This window comes from Aminobacter sp. J41 (genome assembly GCF_000526635.1).
Lineage (GTDB): Bacteria > Pseudomonadota > Alphaproteobacteria > Rhizobiales > Rhizobiaceae > Aerobium.
Map to the genome: position 1 here is coordinate 57,290 of NZ_JAGL01000003.1, position 20,103 is coordinate 77,392.

Sequence of the window (20,103 nt, forward strand, 5' to 3'; positions counted from 1 at the left end):
TTACTTCAGGCGGCCGCTGGCGTGCGCGAGCATCGTGTAGACCTTGCCGGTGTCGGAAGACAGGTAGGTCTGGGTCATGATGTTGTCGCGGTCGTTGCGGCCGACATCCTGCAAGAGCTTCTCGAAGTCGCGGCAGTAGCGGTCTACGGCGGCACGGAACTCCGAGTCGTTCTGGTACTTGCGACGGATCTCCTCGAACGTCTGCTGGCCCTTCAGCGTGTAGAGCCGGCGGGTGAAGACGTTGCGCTCGCCGCGGCGATAGCGCTCCCACAGCTCGATCGAGGCGTCGTGGTCGATCGCGCGAGCGATGTCGACCGAGAGCGAGTTCAGCGACTCGACGAGGTGGAGCGGCGAGCGGCTGACGTCGCGCGGCTTCGGTGCCGGTGCGGGAGCAGCATCCTCACGCGAGGCGCCGCGCAGCAGGTCTTTCACCCAGCCGCCGGAAGCCTGGCCGCCATTGTCCGCCGGTGCGGCAACGGCCGGAGCCGGACGCACGGGCGCAGCGACAGGAGCGGGAGCCGGTGCCGGCGGAGGCGGCGTCAGCGTCTGCACCGGAGCCTGGGGAAGCGGGGCGCGGGGCGCGGGCTTGCGCTCGGTAGCGTCGAATGCGCGGCCGGACTTGGCGACGATGTCGGCCAGTTCCTTGAGCGCGTTGATCTGCTCGCTGACGGCGCGGCGCATCGCGGAGGTCGACTGCTTGGTCTCCTCGGGCAGTTCCATCACGCCCTTCTTCACCTCGGCGCGGGTCAGGTCGAGCTCCTGGCGGATCGTCTTCGCGGTGCGGCGGATTTCCTCCGTCGCATCGGTAAAGCGCTTGGCTGCACTCTCGACCGTCTCGGCAATAGCCGCGCGGATCTGCTCGGTGGAGGCACGGGTGCGGCCCTCGGCGGCCTGCAACGACCGGTTGATGAGGTCTTCGAACGACCGCATCACGCGCTCGATGTCGGCCGACTTGTTGACGAGGCCGGTCGCAAGCGCTTCAAGCGCCTCCTTGCGGCTGTCGATGGTCGAGACGAACTCGTTCTGTGCGGCACCCAGCAGGTCGGATGCAGAGCGCAGCATGCCGGCGTGGTCGTCGAACCGGTTCGCGATCTGCGCGATGTCCTTGAGAGTTACCGACGACAGCTCGCTCAGGCGGCCGGCATTCGCGTCGATCAGACGAGCCGAGGAAGCGAAGGACTGAGCGGCCTTCTCGGTCGAGGCTGCGAACCGCTCGGTCGAGCCGACGATCTTTTCGTCGATCTGGTGCAGGTTGGACGCCGCATTGTCGACCAGCTCGTGCAGCTGCTCGTTCGAAGAGCCAAGCCGGTCGATCAGCTGCGACACGCGCTCCGCGAGATTGCTGGTCGCGGCATCGACCGCAGAAAGTGTCTCGGCCGTGCGGGAGGCGAGGGCGTTGACCAGAGCGGCGTTCTGCTGGCGCAGGCGCTCGGAGGCTTTGTCGGTGGCTTCTTCGAGGCTCTTCTGCAGTTCCTCGCCCCTCTGTGCGAACTGTTCGACCAGCGGCTGGGCGCGCTCATCGAGGATGCGCGACAGCTCGTTGGAGCGGGCAGCAAGCAAGGCATTGAGCTGGCGGGTCTTCATGTCGATCGCGCCAGTAGCCGAGCTCGTCGACTGCTCGATCTTTTCGCCGACGCTCGTGAGTGCCTCGGTGAGGCCCTCCGCGCGCGCGGCAATGTCGGCTTCGACCTTGGCGACGTGCTCCTGCAGGGTCTGGCCGGCCTCGACAGCGCTGACCGCGAGACGCTGCTCGGCAGCAGCGAGGGCGCTCGACAGTGCATTCACGCGGCTGTTGAGAACCTCTGCCGTCTGCTGGGTGCGGGCGAGGATCGCATTGTCGGCCTTGCTGAACACCTCGCCGAGCTCGTTCGTGCGGGTCGCCAGGCGCTCATCCACATCGTCGAACGACGAGGTGATGTTCGAGACGCGAGCAACGAGCGACGAAGCGGTCTGCTCGACGCGGTCGCCAAGGTGACGGCCGGCCTCGTCGAAGACGTTCTTGATCTGCTCGGCGCGGGCGGTGAATTCCTCCGCGCTGCTGCGCACGCGCTCGCCGAGATGCTGGTCGGCCTCGTTGAAGGCGTTGCGGATCTCTTCCGCGCGGGCCGTGAAAGCCTGCGCCGTGCGCTGGACGCTCTCGCCGAGGTAACGGTCAGCGTCATCGAACACGGCCTTGATCTCCGCCGCGCGAGCGGCAAGAGCCTGTGCCGTCTGCTCGACGCGGGTGCCGAGCTGGCTGTCGGTGGCGTCGAAGATGGTCTTGATCTGCGTGGCACGCTCCGCGAACGCCTCTGCGCTCTGGATGACGCGTTCGCCGATCTGGCGGTCGGCCTGGTCGAATACCAGCTTGATTTCGCCGGCGCGGGCAGCAAAGGCCCGGGCGATCTCATCGACCTGGCCGCCGATCTCAGCACCGGAGAGGGAGATCCGCTCGGCGAGACGCTTATCAGCATCATCGTAGGCGGCGCGGATTTCGGCGGCGCGGATCGCGAAGATTCCGGCGGCCTGGTCGGCCTGGGTCTTCATCTGCTCGGCAGCTTCGAGGGTCTTCTCGGCCATGCGGCGCTCCGCAGCGGAGAAGACCTGCTCGAACTCGCCGACGCGGGCGCTGAAGGCTTCTGCAGTCTCGGCGGTACGAGCCGCGATGCGTGCATCCGCATCGGCCAGCGCGCGGTTCGCCTGTTCGCCGATCTCGGCGGTGGCTTCGAGCACCTTGTCACGCAGCGAGCCGGCAACGACGACCGCGCTGTTCTCGAGCGCGTTCTTCACATTGTCGACACCGATGCGCAGCGCCGTTTCCATCGTGCGGGTGCGCTCTTCGATGATGCCGGTCTGCTGTGCGAACACGCCTTCGATCTGCTGGATGTCCTCGCCGACCGCGTTGCGGACCTGGCTGACGCCTGAGTGCAGGGCATCGGCGAGCGCTGCGGTGCGCTCCTCGATGACGCCGGCCTGACGGTCGAACAGGCTTTCGATTTTCTCGACGTCCTGGCCCAGCGCATTGCGGACCTCCGCAGCGCCGGAGACGAGCGTGTCAGCGAGCGCACTGGTGCGTGCCTCGATAACGCCGGCCTGACGGTCGAACAGGCTCTCAATCTTCTCGACGTCCTGGCCCAGCGCGTCACGGACNGTGCGTGCCTCGATAACGCCGGCCTGTTCGGCAAACACGCGCTCGATCTGCTGGATGTCCTCGCCGATGGCGTTGCGGACGACCGCAGCGCCGGAAGCGATGCTGTGTGCCAGTTCGCCGGAACGCTCCTCAATGAGGCTGGAGTGCTGGATGAAGGCGTTCTCCAGACGGTTGACGTCGTTTGCGAGAACCGCCTGCACAGTCTCAGCACCTTCACGCAGCCTGTCGGCGAGGGCACTGGTGCGCGCCTCGATGACTTCTGACTGACGGTCGAACACATGCTCGATGCGGCCGACGTCGGAGGCAAGCGTCTCGTGCAGCGCGCGGGTGCGCTGCTCGATCACGCCGCTCTGGCGGGCAAAAACGTCTTCGATCTTGGCGAGGTCTTCGCCAAGGGTATTGCGGATGGTGTCGGCACCGGCATGCAGCGCGCTCTCGATGGTGCGGGTACGCGACTCGATGACCTGATGCTGGTTGGCAAGCGCCTCTTCGATCTTGGCGAGGTCCTCGTCGATCGTGCTGCGCAGGGACTCCGCGCCGCTGGCAAGTTTGGCCTGGATTGCCAGCGCGCGCTGCTCGATGATCTCGGCATTGCCCTTGAGGACATTGTCGATGCCTGCGACCTCACTGCCGAGCGCGTCCTTGATCTGCTCGACGCTGCTGGACAGCACGTCCTGCAGTTCCGACGTGCGGTTGCCGAGGACGCTGGTCTGGCGATCGAACGCTTCCTCAACGCGAGCGATGTCGACGGAGAGGGCGGTCGTGAGGTCCTTCTGGCGCTCGACGAGGGTCGCAAGATGCTGCGCGACGGCACCGTCGAGCTCGTCGCGAGCCTGACGGACACGCTGCAGGTCGTTCTCGAGAACCGCTGCGATCTGCTCGCGGCCCTCGGCAAAGCGCTCGACGTGACCGGTCACGGCCGCATCGACCTGGGCGCGGGCCTCGGCGAGCTTCTGGAGATCTTCCTCCAGCGCGCGGGTCATGACCTCGCGGCTCTGCGCGAATTTTTCGACGTTCTCACGGACGGCAGCCTCGATGCGCTCGTGGGTAGAGGCGACCTTTTGCAGGTCTTCTTCGAGGATGTTGGCAAGGAGCTGGCGGCCCTGCGCGAGGCGCTCGACATGACTGGACATAGCGGTGTCGACACTCTTGCGTGCCTCTGCCACCTTGGCGAGGTCGGCTTCGAGCGCCTGTGCGATCAGGTCGCGGCCCTGGCCAAGCTGCTGCGCGAAGTCAGCTGCGCGCGCCTCGAGCATGGTCGAGGTGGACATGACCAGCTCCGCCATCTCGGAGCCGATGCGCGCCTTGCTTTCCTCAATGACGCTGGTGATGGCCTGCTTGCCGTCGGTGAAGGTCTGGGCGATCTCCCGGGAACGATCGACCAGCGTCTCATTGATCTGGCGTGCTCGGGCCTCAAGAGCCGCGTTGAGCTTCTGGGCACCAACGTCGAGGGCTTCGGCACGGGTTTGGAACTCGTGGATGAGGGCCTGGCCGCGCTCGCGCAGCGTCGCCTCGATGCCTTCGAGGCGGGCGGTTAGCTCGGTGTTCAGCGTGGTTGTGGCTCCGCCAAGGAGGGACACCATGCCCGAGGTGCGCTCGTCGAGCATCTGCGACAGAGTGCGGGTGGCTTCGTCGGCGCTCTGCGTCAGACGGGCGATGCGCGTGTCGAGCAGGCTCGCAAAGCCTTCGCCTGACGTGGTGATACGGTCGGCAATGGCGTCGAGACGCTCATCGAGCGAACTGTAGAGGCTCATGCCGCTTTCATTGATGCGGTCAACGAGCTGCGCGCCTGACTCCGTAATCGTCGAGGACAGGCGGCTGGAAACACCATGAATGTTCTGGGCGATGACATCGCTGGCGGAAGCGAGTTCTTCCTTCAACGCTTCATGTGCGCCCGAAATCGAGGCACGGACGCGCTCAGCGTGCATGACAACGGCTTCACGCTCGCTGCCAAGGCCGTCGATCAACGCACGGATGCGGCTCTCATTGTCAGAATAGGCGCGCTCGAGTTCATTGACCTCGGTGTGCACCAGCGTCTCGAGTTCAACGGCACGGGCAAGGGTCCGTTCGATACCTTCGCCCATTGCCTGCACCTCGCGGCGCACAGCCTGACCGACCATCATGACGCGGTCTGTTGCAAGCTGTTCCGGCTCGGCGAGGCGGATGGCAACTTCAGTCATGGACTGCGCCGCGGCGCGCATTTCCTGCGCGCGGCGCATCATCACGCCGAAGCCCCAGAACAGGATGACAGGCACGACGATGGCGACGATCAGGCCGATTAGACCTGGCGAGGCGATCAGCTGTGAAACCGAGCGCACTTCCCACAACGGCGGCTGGAAGAGCATGCTGCCCATGATCATCGCGCCGGCGATCCAGGCAAGTGAGAGCAGGGTGACCCCCCAGTAGATGGCGCGCGAGCCGGAGCGGCGAACCATCTGCTGCAGCGCGCGATAATCCTTCTGGCGGTCGTCGTTGGCGGGCGACATCTGTGCCGGCGCCGGCTGGCTCGGAGCCACGTCGACCGGCTTCAGGTCATTCAGATCGCGCTTTTCGCCGGGCTTCGGCTGCGGTTTTTCAGCAACGGGCGCCTTGGCTGCCGGAGCCGCTGCCTTTGCAGCTGGCTTTTCAGCAACCGGCTTTTCCGCCTTTGCCTCGGACACTGTCGCTGCGCGCGAGTCGCGCGCAAGGTCTGCCGCGGCCCTGGCGATCTGCGCCTCGAAATCCGCTATCGAGCTGGCCATATCCAACCCCGGCTCGTCATCGACGAACAGATCGATGTCGAGTGCGTCTTCCAGTTCCTTAGCGACCTCATTGTCGAGGCCGCTGGTGTTAACTGCTTTACGCGCCATGCCGCTGATACCCTGTACTCTAAAGGGCGGGCCGCCTTTCGGCGCCTCGTGCCCGCACGCCTGACCCTTTCCGGGCCAATGCGTATCGTACTGGCACAACCGGACGAAGGGAACTCGGATTTGCGCCCATGTGTAAAACTTTAAACATAAGGTTAACGGGCGGAAACCTTTGAAAAATTTTCTAAGTTCGTTAACGGGTGGGTAGGAGGCCGGTTGGGCCTTCCAATCAAGGTGCATCACTGCACCATCCAACGAGCAGTATCGGCCCTTCGAATGGCAATCGAGTTTACAAACGCGGTAAATCCACAGCTAAAGCCGGAAGCGTCGGAAAACGCCCTTCCGCCCATCGACCTTGAGCATCTCGCGCGGCAGACGATGGGCGATCCCGATCTGCGTCGCGAAGTGCTGGGCATGTTCCTGGACCAACTCACCTCGACACGTGCGGCGCTGGCCGTTGAGCATGGCGAGAGCAGGGGGCGTATAGCCCATACCCTGCGTGGTGCGGCCGCAGGCATCGGCGCCTTTGCGGTTTCCGAATGCGCCGCAAATGTTGAACGCAGCCCTGACGACCCCGCGCTTGTCGAGCGGCTGATCTCCCTGATAGATGAGGTCCGAGCTTTCACGCAGGCCGAGATCGCGGTTTCTGATCGCTGACCGGTCGTTGACTCACTTCATTCGCCGTCTGTATACAGCGCGAACTGCGGTGCAACTATCCATTCCCCAAGGCAAATCTGTCGATGACCAAGATCACCTACATCACCCATGACGGCACGCGCTTCGAGGTCGAAGCCGCAAACGGTTCGACCGTCATGGAAAATGCCATCCGCAACTCCGTTCCCGGCATTGAGGCCGAGTGCGGCGGCGCCTGCGCATGCGCGACCTGCCACGTCTATGTGGATGAGGCGTGGGCCGATGTCGTCGGTGCGCCTGAGGCGATGGAAGAGGACATGCTCGACTTTGCCTGGGAAGTTGGCCCGACCTCGCGCTTGTCGTGCCAGATTAAGGTTCGCGACGAGCTCGACGGCCTGGTCGTTCGCATTCCGGAGCGTCAGGGCTAACCCCCGGATCCGCTCTTCATGCGTTCGGCGCGGTACTGGATGAGCCGCGCCAACCGGTCGGAAAAGTTGATGCTTTCGACCCGGTCGAAACGCTCCTGTTCACGATCATGCCGTGCGAGAAGTTCGGCGGTGCGCCGCTGAACCTCTTCCTGCGCGAGTTGGCAACCGCGCAGACCCACGATGCCCTTCAGGGCCTGTTCCAGCTCACGTGCGTGGTTCTTGGCAATGACCACGTGGAACTCCTCGTGCCGCTTGATGTCGGCCGCGAGCGTGTCCCAGATCAGGCGAGTATCCGCATCGGCACGACGGTTGCGGGTCCAGCGCGGCAGCATAATCTCGGCCTTTACCGTCACCGAAGCGTCGATGACGCCGCAGCGGCCGTTCCTTTCGCCGTAGGTGACGCGGGACTTGAACTCGAGGCTGGTGGCGCCCGGATGCGTCGCTCCGGATTTGTTCAGCTTTGGCCCGCGGCGGGCAAGGTCCCGCTCGATCTCTGCCAGTGTCGCACCGCCGACGGAAAAATAGTGGTAGGCCTTTGATACGGTGGCGGCGTTCGCGGCTGGCGCCCAGGACGTCGCTGCAGCCATGAAAAAGCCAAGGGTAGCCGCCCAACGCATTAAGACAACACCTCAATCCCGGGTACAAAGCGCTTTGGCCAATCTGGGTCAGTTGCACTGCTCTGGCAATCGGATATTTGCCGTAGCACTACCTCTCGGCTCGACCGTCTGGAAATTCGTTGTCACGGACCGGCAGCATGGGTAAGACAAACTGTATACAGCCGGAGCAACGCATGTTTGCACCCTATCAATGGCCCCTAGCGCATGGCCGAAGCCTCGAACTTGGCCCGGTTGCGCGGATCATGGGCGTCCTCAACGTCACGCCCGACAGTTTTTCGGACGGCGGCAGCTATGTCGAGGTGGAGGCGGCGATCGCACAGGCCGAGGCGATGATCGCCGAGGGCGCCGACATCATCGACATCGGTGGCGAGTCGACGCGTCCGGGGGCGGCTCCAGTCGATGCGGCCGAGGAGCAGCGCCGCGTACTGCCGCTCATCGAGGCGCTGGCGGGCAGGGACGATGTTCTCATCTCCGTTGACACCTACCGGGAGGATACCGCCCGCAAGGCGATCGAGGCCGGGGCGCATATCGTCAATGACGTCTGGGGGCTGCAACGGGAGCCAGGCATTGCGAGGGTCGCGGCCGATGCCGGTGCCGGTCTCGTCGTGATGCATACGGGGCGCGAGCGCGAGAAGCTGGCTGATGTCATCGATGACCAGATTGCTTTCCTGCGGCGTTCGCTTGAGGTCGCAGCGCAAGCCGGCGTCGATCCGCAACGCATCATCCTCGATCCCGGCTTCGGCTTCGCCAAGGAAACGGCCGAGGAAAATCTCGACCTGATGTCGCGTCTGGGCGAGATTTCTGCGCTCGGATGCCCGCTGCTGATCGGAACATCGCGTAAGCGCTTCATCGGAACCGTGACGGGGAGGGAGCCGGCTGACCGGGACGCAGGCACCGCTGCAACGAGCGTTATCACCCGTCTGCAAGGTGGTGCCATCTTCCGGGTGCACAACGTCGCCATGAGCAGGGATGCCTTGCTGTTCGCGGACGAAATGATCCGGCGTGGATTGACCGCGCAAATGAAGGCGCAGAAGGAATAGCCAATGTATGTGATACGGATGAAAAACTGCGCCTTTTTCGCCAGGCACGGTGTGCTTGACGAGGAGGAGCGCCTCGGCCAACGCTTCTATGTCGACGCAGAGCTGCAGGTGAAGCCGGACACCCCGCTTGAATCAGATTCCATAAATTCTACAGTCGATTACGGCGTAGCTTTCATCGAGATCGAGAAGATCGTGACGGGTCGCCGCCGCTTCCTGATCGAGTCTCTGGCGCTGGATATCGCGCAGGCGCTTTGCCGCAAGTTCCCGCAGATCGTGCGTGCTGAAATCACAGTCCGCAAGCCCAACGCGCCGGTGCCGGGCGTACTCGACCACGTGGAGGTCACGGTTGCCTGGCCACAGTAGCACGCTCGCCTATCTTGGCCTTGGCGGCAACATTGGCGATCCCGTTGCATCGATGGCGGCAGCTTTGCAGGCGCTCGACACGCATCCTGCCGTTCGCGTGGCTGCCGTTTCGTCGCTCTACCGAACACCGCCATGGGGCGTGACCGATCAGCCGGATTTCATCAATGCCGTGGCCGCGGTAGATACCTATCTGTCGGCACGCGAGCTTCTGGATCTCTGCCTCAGCAGTGAACTCGCCCTCAAGCGCGTGCGCAAGGAACGCTGGGGACCGCGCTCGATCGACATCGACATCCTTCTGTTCGGCGATGACGAGATTGATGAAGACGGCCTGCACGTCCCGCATCCACGCATGACGCAACGGGCCTTTGTCCTGGCGCCTCTTGATGAAATCGCTGCCAAGCTGAAGGTGAAAGGCGAGCCGGTGTCCCAACTTCTGACGAAGACGGATCAGGCAGGCATCGTCAAGCTCGACGGCGGCAGCGCGTGGTGGCGCGCGGCGTGACTTTGCCCGAATTCGCCTGTATGGCTCGCGCAACCCGTTCCGCCTGGCTACATTTGCCGAGATGAGAAGCTATCCGAACCACAGATTTGCCGTGGCGCCGATGATCGACTGGACCGATCGGCACTGCCGGTTCTTCCACCGGCAGCTCACGCGCCGGGCACTGCTCTACACGGAAATGATCGTGGCAGATGCGATCATCCATGGCGGCCGCGATCGGCTGCTGGGTTTCGACGATGCCGAGCATCCGGTCGCGCTGCAGCTGGGCGGCTCCAATCCGCAGAAGCTGGCTGAGGCCGCGCGGATCGGCGAGGAGTTCGGCTACGACGAGATCAACCTCAACGTAGGCTGCCCTTCTGATCGCGTTCAGTCGGGCACGTTCGGCGCCTGCCTGATGAAAACGCCGCAGCTTGTCGCCGAATGCATTGCGGCCATGAAGGCTGCGGCCCGTATCCCTGTCACTGTGAAGTGCCGTATCGGCGTGGATGAACAGGATCCGCAACCGGCGCTGGACGAGCTTGCGAACGCGGTTTTGCAAGCGGGTGCAGATGCTCTGTGGGTGCATGCGCGCAAGGCATGGCTTCAGGGTCTTTCGCCAAAAGAAAACAGGGAGATACCTCCGCTTGATTATGCGCGGGTTTATCGACTTAAAGCGCGGCTTGAAGATGTTTTCGTAGGGATCAACGGCGGCATAGTCACACTCGAAGAGGCGCGGGGTCATTTTGCGGCAGGCGTGAATGGCGTGATGTTCGGCCGCGCCGCTTACCAGAACCCGGGCCTGCTCGCGCAGGTCGACGGCGCGCTCTACGGCCAGCCTCAGCGCGACCCGAACTGGAACGAAATAATCGACGAAATGATCCGCTACGCTGCCGAGCACACCCAGCGCGGCGGACGGCTGGTTCACATCACGCGGCACATGGTTGGTCTGTTCCATGGCCTGCCAGGCGCGCGCCGCTGGCGGCAGATGCTGTCGGCAGACGCAACCCGCGCTGATGCAAAGCCGGAGCTTCTTCGCGAAGCGTTGGCACAGGTCCGCTTTGATGAGGTCGAAGTTCCGGCCGCCTAGTCGCGCAGGATCAGCCTGTCGCCGCGCATGTCGAAACCTGACAGCGAGCCAATGAAGTTCATACCGAGGAGGCTGCGGTCGAGGCGCCCGGCCTCCGCGACAAGGATCGGCACGCGGCGGCGCACGATGTTGCCGACACGGATCTCGTCAGCGACGGCCCTTGCGGCACTCGCTGCGCCGTTGGCGGTCATGACGGGAATGTTGAAGCTGAGCGTTCCGGGCTCGAAGCCCGCACGCTCCGCATCCTGAAAGGTGAGGACCGTCGAGGTCGCACCGGTGTCAACCATGGCGGTCACCGGAGCCCCATCAATCTGCGCCCGCACCTCGAAATGGCCGTTGCGCAGGCGCTCGAGCATGACCGACACACGGCCGTCTGCGTCCGTCATCGACAAGGGGCTGCCGGGGATCAGGCCAGCTGTGATGCGGCTTGCCGCATCCTGCAGCTCGTAGCGGAACTGGTAGCCGCCGACGAGCGTGACGATGATCAGCAGCCACAGGACCAGAGATCGGGCAAAATAGCCGAGCCCGAGGCCGGCGCGCAGGTTGCTGGCGCCAACGACGGCTGCCAGCACTCCAAGGGCCAGCAGGCGGCCGAAGGATTCGTTCTCGATGCCGAGAATCGTCCCGGCATCATGCCGGGCAACCAGCACCACGACCCCGACCGCCATGACAGCAAGGACGATCCAGAGGAGGCGCGGCATTACGACGCTCCGCCGCGCTCGCGTGCCATCCTGGCACGCCGGGTCTCACGGCGCGGTTTGCGCTCGATCCCGCTCAGCCGTTCCGGCAGTTCGGCCATGACGGAAGCCCGCCGCTCTGGCGTCATGGTGATCCAATCGGCAATTTCGGCCGACGTGCGCCCGCATCCGAAGCATAAGCCTGTCTTCTGGTCGATCACGCAGACGAGGATGCAGGGAGATTCAATAACCATGAGCGCAGATTGTCGCCTTCCTCTTGCTGTCTTCACATGGGACAACGGCTGGAGCGATGCAAGCCGGATATTGACCAGATGCCGGGCATTTGGTTTGTGGACGGCTCTACAGATTTGCTGCCGGCGCGGTTTGCCGGTGAAAGAGGATACGGGCATGGCAAGCATGGATGAACGCAAGGACGCCTTCGAGAAGAAGTTCGCCCATGACGAGGAACTGAAGTTCAAGGCAGTCGCTCGCCGCAACAAGCTCCTCGGGCTCTGGGCGGCAGAGAAGCTGGGCAAGACCGGCGAGGCGGCCGAGGCGTACGCCAAGGAAGTGATCATGGCCGATTTCCAGGAAATTGGTGACGATGACGTCTTCCGCAAGATCCGCGCCGACTTCGATGCGGCCGGCGTCGAGCAGTCGGATCACCAGATCCGTCGCACGATGGAAGAGCTGATGGCCCAGGCCATCGAGTCCGTCCGGAACGCATAACGTGAAGAGCCTCGCGGACCGCCTGAATGCCGACGAGACCGTTTTCACGGCCTGGTCGGGTATTCCCGATGCCTTGACGATCGACGCGCTCGCGGCGACGCCAGTCGACGCCGTGACGCTCGACATGCAGCATGGCGGCCACCACGAGGACAGCGTCCTGCGCGGCATCGCGCCGGTCATCGCGGCTGGAAAGCCGGTGGTCGTGCGCGTGCCGGTCGGACGCTTTGAGATGGCGAGCCGCGCGCTGGATTTCGGCGCCGACGCGGTCATCGCACCGATGATCAACTCTATCGACGACGCGCGCGCTTTCGCAGCCGCTATGAAGTACCCGCCGGTGGGCCAGCGCTCCTGGGGCGCGAGCTTTGCCATGGCGCGCCGCGGCCGCAACAATGGCGGCGAGTGGCTGGCTTCCGCCAACAACGACACGCTCGCCTTCGCCATGGTGGAGACCCGCGAGGCACTCGCGATCCTCGATGACATCCTGGCGGTCCCGGGCATCGACGGCATCTTTGTCGGCCCTTCGGATTTCTCGATCGCCTGGACCAATGGCGGGACGGTCAATCCCGGCCTCGATGACATGATGAACGCGATTGCCGATATCGGCCGCCGTACCCGAGCAGCCGGCAAGCATGCAGCGATCTATATCGTCGATCCGGCGCTGACCGGGCGCTACGTTTCCTTCGGCTACCGCTTCCTCGCGCTCGGCAACGAGCAGCGCTACATGTCGCTCGGGGCCGCTTCCCTGCTGGAAGCAGCCCGCAAGACGATCGCCTGAATAATTTTCGAGCTTAGAGCTTCGACAGGAAGGCCGCGAAGGTCATTGAACCTTCCGGCCATGGGCCATGTCCGGATTCCGCGTTGATGTGGCCGGATTCGCCCGCATCGATGAATTTCGATCCCCACGCACCGGCAATGTCCTCGGCAACCTCGAAGGCACAGAAGGGGTCGTTGCGGCTTGCCACCGTCATCGACGGAAACGGCAGCGGATCGCGCGGGTAGGGGCCGAAGGTCATCAGGTGTTTTGGCCGAATCGCCGGATTCGAGACGTCAGGCGGAGCGACGAAAAACGCGCCTGCGACCGGCTTCGTTGCCACCCGAGCGGCATGAATGGCCGTCGGGATACCAAGCGAGTGGGCGACCAGCACCACGGGTCTTACCGCTTCCTCGATCGCCTGCACGACATTCGCCACCCAGTCCTCGCGAACTGGCTTAGACCATTCGGCCTGCTCGACACGACGGGCAGTCGAGAGCTTATTTTCCCAGCGTGTCTGCCAATGGTCCGGACCGGAATTGGTATAGCCGGGGATGATGAGGATGTCTGCGTCTTTGACCTTCATGGGGCGCGATGTAGCGAGGCGGGGCAGGCGATGCAACCTCTTTGCTCCGGTGAACAAGCTTTCATTCGGAACGGGCTTGTGCGCGGACACATGCTGACCATTTTTCGCCGACAAAGTTCGCCTCCCCGACGGAGATTCGCATGGAACAGCTCCCCTTCGCCGCAACCACGCCGGTCAGCATTGGCCGCGTCGGCCTCAAGGCACGCAATGCGCAGCGCCTCGCCGACTACTACGTCTCCATTCTCGGCCTGAAGGTCCTGAGTCGCGAGCGCGGGAGGGTGCTGCTTGGCACGGAGGAGCGGCCCCTCCTGGAGATCGAAGGCTCGACCTCACTGAAGCAGGATGATCCACGATCAGCCGGACTCTTTCACACGGCATTTCTGCTGCCCCACCGCACCGACCTTGCGCGCTGGATCAACTTCGCGATCGAACAGCGCATCCGTGTCGATGGCGCCGCCGACCATGATGTCAGCGAGGCGATCTACCTGACCGACCCGGAAGGCAACGGCATCGAGATCTACACGGACCGCCCGCGGGAAGCCTGGACCTTCAATGGCCCGAGCGTCCACATGGGTACCGATCCGCTCAACATTCAGGCGCTGCTCGACACACTGTCAACGAACGACTCGGACTGGACGGACGCTCCCGTGGGCACCGTTGTGGGGCACGTCCACCTGCGCGTAGGCGATGTGATGACTGCCGAAGAATGGTGGCGACAGGCGCAGGGCTTCGACACGATGCTGCACTATGGCGGGCAGGCGGTGTTCCTGTCTTCGGGCGGCTATCACCACCACATCGGCGCCAATACGTGGCAGGGCCGCGGGGCTGGCACGCGCGAAAAGGACCGGACCGGCCTGAGCTTCGTGGAACTCCTGTCAAAAGGGGCCGCGGACGAACATGTCGCCAGCGACCCCTGGGGTACCGAAATTCGAGTTGTTCCGGTTAAAGCGTGAAGATCACGCCTCTCCGAACACCCGCTTGAAAATCGTGTCGACGTGCTTGGTGTGGTAGCCAAGGTCGAATTTCTCACGGATTGTCTCTTCCGAAAGGGCCGCACGCACGTCGGCATCGGCAAGCAGTTCCTCAAGGAAATCCTTGCCCTGCTCCCAGACCTTCATCGCATTACGCTGCACGAGGCGGTACGCATCCTCGCGTGAGACACCAGCCTGGGTGAGCGCCAGCAGGACGCGCTGCGAGTGGATCAGACCGCGGAACTTGTTCATGTTGGCGAGCATGTTCTGCGGGTAGACCACCAGCTTCTCGATGACGCCGGTGAGACGCGCAAGCGCGAAGTCCAGCGTGACGGTGGCATCCGGGCCGATCATGCGCTCGACCGACGAGTGCGAAATGTCGCGCTCGTGCCAGAGTGCCACGTTCTCAAGCGCCGGGGTGACCATGCCGCGAACGAGGCGGGCAAGACCGGTCAGGTTCTCGGTCAGGACCGGGTTGCGCTTGTGCGGCATTGCCGACGAGCCCTTCTGGCCCGGCGAGAAATACTCTTCCGCCTCGAGCACTTCGGTGCGCTGCAGGTGGCGGATTTCCGTGGCGAGGCGCTCAACTGAGGAGGCGATGACGCCAAGCGTCGCGAAGAACATGGCGTGGCGGTCGCGCGGGATGACCTGCGTCGACACCGGCTCCGGCTTCAGGCCGAGCTTGGCGGCGACATGCTCTTCGACGCGCGGGTCGATGTTGGCGAAGGTGCCAACGGCGCCAGAAATCGCGCAGGTGGCGATTTCCTCACGTGCATGGACGAGGCGTTCGCGGCAGCGCTCGAACTCTGCGTAGGCGAGGGCCAGCTTGACGCCGAAGGTGGTCGGCTCGGCGTGGATCCCGTGGCTGCGGCCGATGGTGACGGTGTCCTTGTGCTCGAAGGCGCGCTTCTTGAGCGCGGCGAGCAGGGCGTCGAGGTCGGCAAGCAGGATGTCGGAGGCGCGGGTCAGCTGCACCGAAAGGCAGGTGTCGAGAACGTCCGACGAGGTCATGCCCTGATGGATGAAGCGGGAGTCCGGCCCGACGAATTCGGCAAGGTGGGTCAGGAAGGCGATGACGTCGTGCTTCGTCTCGCGTTCGATCTCGTCGATGCGGGCGACGTCGAACGTGGCACTGCCGCCGCGCTCCCAGATCGTCTTCGCAGCTTCCTTCGGGATCACTCCGAGTTCGGCCAGTGCATCGCAGGCATGCGCCTCGATCTCGAACCAAATCCGGAATTTCGTCTCCTGCGACCAGATGGAAACCATTTCGGGTCGCGAATAGCGCGGGATCATGAGGCTCGTCCTGATTGTTCCGGGAAGAATGCGCGCTCCCTAGCAGACGCGGTCCAAATCCTCAACGCGATCCTGCCGCTTGTGGATTAGAATCGCCCCGGAACCGCGATCCACCTGAAGTCGGGACCTTCGAAACCGAACGAGCGTACTGCGATCAGAACTGCGTAGACGGGCGGGCCGGATTCCGGGAAGAAGGTCTGCACCGCCCCAAACTGATAGCCCAGCGCACAACCGCGGCTCGTCGGGATGGTCACGTCCTGGTGCAGAAGCGCGGTTTCCTGGCCGGGCGTCAGGCTGACGCGGGTGAGGCGGTAACCTTTTGCTTCAGCAAGCTCCCGGCAAAGGTCCGGTTGCGGGACGTTGATTTCCTCGATGCGGAATTCCAGCGGAACGCCTATTGGCGGGAAGACAGGACGAGGATTGACGGTGATCCGGTGCGGATCGGCGGAAAGCTCAGTCGGCGGATTGAAGCCGACGAGGGTGCCGCGGTTCGCGGCAAGCTCAGCTTCGGCGATGATGGTCTCACCTTTCTCGTGTGCCTGAGTACGCGCCTGCTCGACGGATGCCGCCTCATCATCAAGCCTCACGCGGATGGGCGAACCCGGCACGAACTTGTCGGTCTCGACGTCGATGTAATAGCGGTTGGCGTAAGGAAATCCGGAGCCGTCCTGTACCCCGAATTCCTCGAAGGCGAAGAGTTTTCCGTCCTCGCTGAAGCCAAGAATGTTGAGCTCGGCGACGTCGCCGGCGATTGCCGGGATCGCGAAAAGGCAGGAGAGGGCGAGGGAGGTCAGGCCGGGATGCAGCTTCATGGTCGGCTCCTTTCCATAGCGTCAGGATGCCGCCAGAGCCTGTGCGGGGCAAGTCCTAGCCGAACTGCGCCGTCCAGCTTGGGAAAACGTCGCCCTCGGCCGGAGTGGCGAAATAGACCGCGCGGGCGATCGCACGCGCCATTGTTGAGGCGGCGACGGCGGCAAGGTCCATCGATGCGTGATGATCGGGCACGATCCCGCTCGTGCCGGTTGCCATGCCGAACACAAGATCGCCGTCCCCGGGCGTGTGCGCCGGCCAGATCGCACGGGTAAAGCCATCATGGGCCGCCACCGCCAGCCGTTTTGCCTCGGCCTTCGTCAGCACCGCATCAGTCGCAATCACCGCGATCGTCGTTGCGGCATTGAACGCGTGGTACTTGAAGCGGATTTCAGCAGTGTCGGCCGGCAGCGGCGAGGGCAGGCCAAGACCGCCGAACTCGTCGCCAACTTCAAAGGGTGCCGCCCAGAAATGCCTGCTTCGTCCCATGGTGACCGACCCGAGAGGGTTGGCGGCAACGAGTGCGCCAACCGTTATCCCATTCGGCAGCACCGTCGACGCGGAACCGAGGCCGCCCTTAAGGCCGGCGGTCAACGCGCCGGTGCCTGCACCGACCGTGCCCAGTTCAAACTCAACGCTAGCGGCGTTCGCCGCTTCGTATCCGAGCTCCCGATAGGGCGGAAACCGGCCCCAGGCCTTGTCACCGCCGTTGGCGAGGTCGAACAGAATCGCCGCAGGCACGACCGGCACGCGATGACCTGACACGTCGAAGCCGATGCCTTGCTCGCGAAGGGCTGCTTGCACGCCAGATGCGGCATCGAGGCCAAATGCCGAGCCACCCGACAGTACCAGCCCATGGAACTCCTGCACGGAATTGTGCGGTTCCATCGCATCCGTTTCGCGGGTTCCGGGGGCGCCGCCAAGCACCTGCACCGCCGCCACGGATGGCTTGTCCGGGATGATCGCGGTTACGCCGCTCTTGAGCCGGTGATCCTGTGCGTTGCCGACGCGGAGGCCGGCCACGTCCGTGATGAGATTGCGCGGTCCGGGACGAAGGGTCACCGCTGGTCCTCGACAATAACGAACTTTTCGCCGTCGAAACGGTGCAGCCGGTAGGGATTGCGGCTGAGGTCTCCCTTCGCGTCGAACTTCACGGGCCCCATCACAGTCTGGAACTCGCTCCTGGACAGAAGCTCCTGGATGGATGCCATGTCGTCGCCAGCTTGCGTCAGCGCCGCGGCGGCGATTTCGACGGCCGCATGGGCGGGAAATGCATAGCCTTCTAACTCGGGGGAACCTTCTGGCATGCCCACCATCAGCACGCCAGCCCGAAGCGGAATGCCTGAAGGAGCACGGAGCATTTCGCCACCGGCGATTGTGAGCTCAGCCTTCGCTTCGGCCGCATCGCGGGCGATGATGCCAATGTCGTCGCGGTCGCCGCCGACGAACACGTTTGTGGCGCCAGCGCGCGTCAGCCTTCCGATCAGCGCGAACTGGTTCTCCGATTGCGGCCGGAAGGTATCGACGAAGGCGGGCTTGAGGCCGGCGACTTCGGCGGCAAGACGCAACGTCTCGGCGAGCTCGCGGCCATAGATCGTGCCGTCGTCGACGATGGCAAAAAGGTCATTGCGCCAGAGTGGGACTAGGATGTCGGCTGCGGCAGAGCGTTCCGCATCGTCGCGCGGTGCGACGCGCCAGAAAAGCCAGCCTTCGCGTTCGCGCAGGTCTGTGAAGCGGTCAGCGCGCACGCCGGTGCTGATGACGGGGATGCTTGCCTCGGTGAGAAGTGGAAGTGCGGCATCCATCGCCTCGGAGCAAAGGCCACCAACGACCAAAGCGACATCCCTGGCAATCAGTTCGCGCGCAGCAGAAGCGCCGCCCTCGGCATCGCAGCGGTCATCGGCAATGGCGAGTTCGACGCCTTTGGCCTGCGCCGCCGCAGCCGCACCCTCTTGCATCTGCTTGCCAAGAATTTCGAAGTTGCCGCTCAGCGGCGCCATGAGGCCGATGGGTGCATCGGCAGCAAGAGCTGCCTGACCTGAGAAAACCAGCGCAGCTGCCGCTGCGATAAGACTGACTGGACGCGACACGTGATGCGGACTCCACCCCTGGAGCGATGTGGTAAAGGCTGGCACTATTCTTCGCAACCGATTAGACGATCCGTGCTTGGTGGCAATCGCACCAGCCACTATATCGTGACGAAAGCTAACAATCCGGATCGCGCTCGTGCTTTTGAAGAATGCTGTTGAACCGCGCCTTTACCGTGAGGCCATGAGCCGCTTTGCTGGGGCCGTACATGTGGTGACGACCGACGGCCCCTTCGGAAGACGCGGCACCACCGCAATTGCCGCCTGCTCAGTGTCCGACGATCCCCCAACTGTCCTCGTCTGCCTCAATCGCACCAAGCCGGACAACGACCTTTTCGCGAACAATGGCGTCTTTGCGCTGAACACCCTTTCCGCAGCCCAGCAGCCTATTGCCGATGCCTTCTCCGGCCTCACCCGTCTGCCACAGGAAGAGCGCTTCAAGCTCGGCGAGTGGGAAACGATCTCGACCGGAGCACCGGTTCTGCTTGGCACAGAAGCGAGCTTTGACTGTCACGTTGTCGAGACCAAGGATTTTGCTACCCATCGCATCCTGTTCGGAAAGGTGACAGGCATCAGAATAGGCGATAGCCTCGAGCCGCTCATCTACCATCATCGGGAATACAAGAAGCTGTAAGGATCAAGGTTTGATGGTCAGCTCCCAGTCGCAGTCGCTTCCGACTTCAATTGACGAAACGATGGCGCTGCTGGCGGGTGCCGACTATGTCGCCGATCGTGCCCTTGCGACCGTGCTGTTTCTCAGCCTGCGCATGCAGCGGCCGCTGTTCCTCGAGGGCGAGGCCGGCGTCGGAAAGACCGAGATCGCGAAGGTCCTCGCTAGCTCCCTCAACCGCCGGCTGATCCGCCTGCAGTGTTACGAAGGCCTCGACGTCTCGACCGCGGTCTACGAGTGGAACTACGCCGCGCAGATGATCGAGATCCGCATGGACGAGGCGACGGGCGAGACTGACCGCGCCGCCATGGAGCGCAACGTCTTCTCGGAAAAATACCTGATCCGGCGGCCGATCCTGGAAGCTCTCAGCGGCAAGCCGGGAGAAGCACCGGTTCTTCTCATCGACGAGCTCGACCGAACCGATGAGGCCTTTGAGGCGTTCCTGCTCGAAATACTGTCCGACTGGCAGGTAACGGTCCCGGAACTCGGGACGATAAAGGCGGAAGAGCCGCCGCTGGTCATCATAACCACCAACCGCACGCGCGAAATTCATGACGCGCTCAAGCGCCGTTGCCTCTACCACTGGGTCGATTATCCGGATGCGGAGCGCGAGCTGCAGATCGTCGAGCGCAAGGTCCCGCAGGCCAATGCGCGGCTCTCCGCGGAGGTCGTGCGCTTCATCCAGAAGCTGCGCCAGATCGACCTGTTTAAGGTGCCGGGCGTCGCCGAAACGATTGACTGGGCCGGCGCGCTTACCGAACTCGACAAGGTGGCACTCGATCCGGAGACGGTCTCAGACACGATCGGCGTGCTGCTGAAGTACCAGGACGACATCGCCCGCATCAGCCAGGGCGAGGGGCGCCGGATTCTGGACGAGGTGAAGGCCGAGCTTGCTGCAGCCGAGTGA

The 20,103-nt window shown here is 63.7% G+C and carries 20 protein-coding genes; 11 read left to right on the forward strand and 9 right to left on the reverse strand.

Features of this window, described 5'->3' with window-relative positions; translation table 11 throughout:
* Positions 1–5,979 (reverse strand): hypothetical protein, encoded by a 5,979-nt coding sequence (locus tag L630_RS0103140; protein WP_024846830.1) that lies wholly within the window; start codon positions 5,977–5,979, stop codon positions 1–3.
* Positions 5,980–6,252: 273 nt separating this feature from the next.
* Between L630_RS0103140 and L630_RS0103145 the strand changes: the two genes are divergently transcribed.
* Positions 6,253–6,633 carry an Hpt domain-containing protein gene (locus tag L630_RS0103145; RefSeq protein WP_024846831.1) on the forward strand — a complete coding sequence of 127 codons (381 nt, stop codon included), beginning with the start codon at positions 6,253–6,255 and terminating at the stop codon, positions 6,631–6,633.
* A gap of 83 nt (positions 6,634–6,716) precedes the next feature.
* Positions 6,717–7,037 carry a 2Fe-2S iron-sulfur cluster-binding protein gene (locus tag L630_RS0103150; RefSeq protein ID WP_024846832.1) on the forward strand — a complete coding sequence of 107 codons (321 nt, stop codon included), beginning with the start codon at positions 6,717–6,719 and terminating at the stop codon, positions 7,035–7,037.
* On the opposite strand, the gene L630_RS0103155 is transcribed toward L630_RS0103150, so the two are convergent.
* Positions 7,034–7,624, reverse strand: coding sequence for a DUF922 domain-containing protein (locus L630_RS0103155; RefSeq protein ID WP_034329302.1), 591 nt, complete (start codon positions 7,622–7,624; stop codon positions 7,034–7,036). The genes L630_RS0103150 and L630_RS0103155 overlap by 4 nt on opposite strands.
* Positions 7,625–7,827: 203 nt before the next feature.
* Here L630_RS0103155 and folP point away from each other — a divergent pair, with 203 nt between their 5' ends.
* From folP to dusA, 4 genes are all read left to right on the forward strand, one after another.
* A complete protein-coding gene (folP, locus tag L630_RS0103160; RefSeq protein WP_024846834.1) occupies positions 7,828–8,694 on the forward strand; it encodes a dihydropteroate synthase in 867 nt (288 codons plus the stop codon).
* Positions 8,695–8,697: 3 nt separating this feature from the next.
* Positions 8,698–9,057 carry a dihydroneopterin aldolase gene (gene folB / locus L630_RS0103165; protein ID WP_024846835.1) on the forward strand — a complete coding sequence of 120 codons (360 nt, stop codon included), beginning with the start codon at positions 8,698–8,700 and terminating at the stop codon, positions 9,055–9,057.
* Positions 9,041–9,559, forward strand: a complete 519-nt coding sequence (gene folK / locus L630_RS0103170) for a 2-amino-4-hydroxy-6-hydroxymethyldihydropteridine diphosphokinase (RefSeq protein ID WP_024846836.1) — start codon at positions 9,041–9,043, stop codon at positions 9,557–9,559. The genes folB and folK overlap by 17 nt, the downstream gene beginning before the upstream one ends.
* Positions 9,560–9,620: 61 nt before the next feature.
* Positions 9,621–10,622, forward strand: a complete 1,002-nt coding sequence (gene dusA / locus L630_RS0103175; RefSeq protein ID WP_024846837.1) for a tRNA dihydrouridine(20/20a) synthase DusA — start codon at positions 9,621–9,623, stop codon at positions 10,620–10,622.
* On the opposite strand, the gene L630_RS0103180 is transcribed toward dusA, so the two are convergent.
* Positions 10,619–11,323 carry a TIGR02281 family clan AA aspartic protease gene (locus tag L630_RS0103180; protein WP_024846838.1) on the reverse strand — a complete coding sequence of 235 codons (705 nt, stop codon included), beginning with the start codon at positions 11,321–11,323 and terminating at the stop codon, positions 10,619–10,621. The genes dusA and L630_RS0103180 overlap by 4 nt on opposite strands.
* Positions 11,323–11,553: a DUF1289 domain-containing protein gene (locus L630_RS0103185; RefSeq protein WP_034329254.1), complete on the reverse strand. Its 231-nt coding sequence runs from the start codon at positions 11,551–11,553 to the stop codon at positions 11,323–11,325. Before L630_RS0103185 ends, L630_RS0103180 begins: the two co-directional genes overlap by 1 nt.
* 154 nt (positions 11,554–11,707) lie before the next feature.
* Here L630_RS0103185 and L630_RS0103190 point away from each other — a divergent pair, with 154 nt between their 5' ends.
* Positions 11,708–12,028, forward strand: coding sequence for a DUF1476 domain-containing protein (locus L630_RS0103190; RefSeq protein ID WP_024846840.1), 321 nt, complete (start codon positions 11,708–11,710; stop codon positions 12,026–12,028).
* Position 12,029: 1 nt separating this feature from the next.
* Positions 12,030–12,803: an aldolase/citrate lyase family protein gene (locus L630_RS0103195; protein WP_024846841.1), complete on the forward strand. Its 774-nt coding sequence runs from the start codon at positions 12,030–12,032 to the stop codon at positions 12,801–12,803.
* Between the two features lie 13 nt (positions 12,804–12,816).
* Here the strand turns inward: L630_RS0103195 and L630_RS0103200 are convergent, their stop codons facing one another.
* Positions 12,817–13,365: an alpha/beta hydrolase gene (locus tag L630_RS0103200; RefSeq protein ID WP_024846842.1), complete on the reverse strand. Its 549-nt coding sequence runs from the start codon at positions 13,363–13,365 to the stop codon at positions 12,817–12,819.
* Positions 13,366–13,505: 140 nt separating this feature from the next.
* Here L630_RS0103200 and L630_RS0103205 point away from each other — a divergent pair, with 140 nt between their 5' ends.
* Complete coding sequence (locus tag L630_RS0103205) at positions 13,506–14,318, forward strand: VOC family protein (RefSeq protein WP_024846843.1); 813 nt, start codon at positions 13,506–13,508, stop codon at positions 14,316–14,318.
* 3 nt (positions 14,319–14,321) lie between these two features.
* Here L630_RS0103205 and purB read toward each other — a convergent pair whose 3' ends face one another.
* From purB to L630_RS0103225, 4 genes are all read right to left on the reverse strand, one after another.
* A complete protein-coding gene (gene purB, locus L630_RS0103210; RefSeq protein WP_024846844.1) occupies positions 14,322–15,629 on the reverse strand; it encodes an adenylosuccinate lyase in 1,308 nt (435 codons plus the stop codon).
* An 86-nt stretch (positions 15,630–15,715) separates the two neighbouring features.
* Complete coding sequence (locus L630_RS0103215; protein WP_024846845.1) at positions 15,716–16,441, reverse strand: DUF2259 domain-containing protein; 726 nt, start codon at positions 16,439–16,441, stop codon at positions 15,716–15,718.
* A 55-nt stretch (positions 16,442–16,496) separates the two neighbouring features.
* Positions 16,497–17,501, reverse strand: a complete 1,005-nt coding sequence (locus tag L630_RS0103220; protein ID WP_024846846.1) for a P1 family peptidase — start codon at positions 17,499–17,501, stop codon at positions 16,497–16,499.
* Positions 17,498–18,529, reverse strand: coding sequence for a branched-chain amino acid ABC transporter substrate-binding protein (locus tag L630_RS0103225; protein ID WP_024846847.1), 1,032 nt, complete (start codon positions 18,527–18,529; stop codon positions 17,498–17,500). The genes L630_RS0103220 and L630_RS0103225 overlap by 4 nt, the downstream gene beginning before the upstream one ends.
* A gap of 136 nt (positions 18,530–18,665) precedes the next feature.
* On the opposite strand from L630_RS0103225, the gene L630_RS0103230 reads away from it, so the two are divergent.
* Positions 18,666–19,160 carry a flavin reductase gene (locus L630_RS0103230; protein WP_024846848.1) on the forward strand — a complete coding sequence of 165 codons (495 nt, stop codon included), beginning with the start codon at positions 18,666–18,668 and terminating at the stop codon, positions 19,158–19,160.
* Positions 19,161–19,173: 13 nt separating this feature from the next.
* Positions 19,174–20,103 (forward strand): MoxR family ATPase, encoded by a 930-nt coding sequence (locus L630_RS0103235; protein ID WP_024846849.1) that lies wholly within the window; start codon positions 19,174–19,176, stop codon positions 20,101–20,103.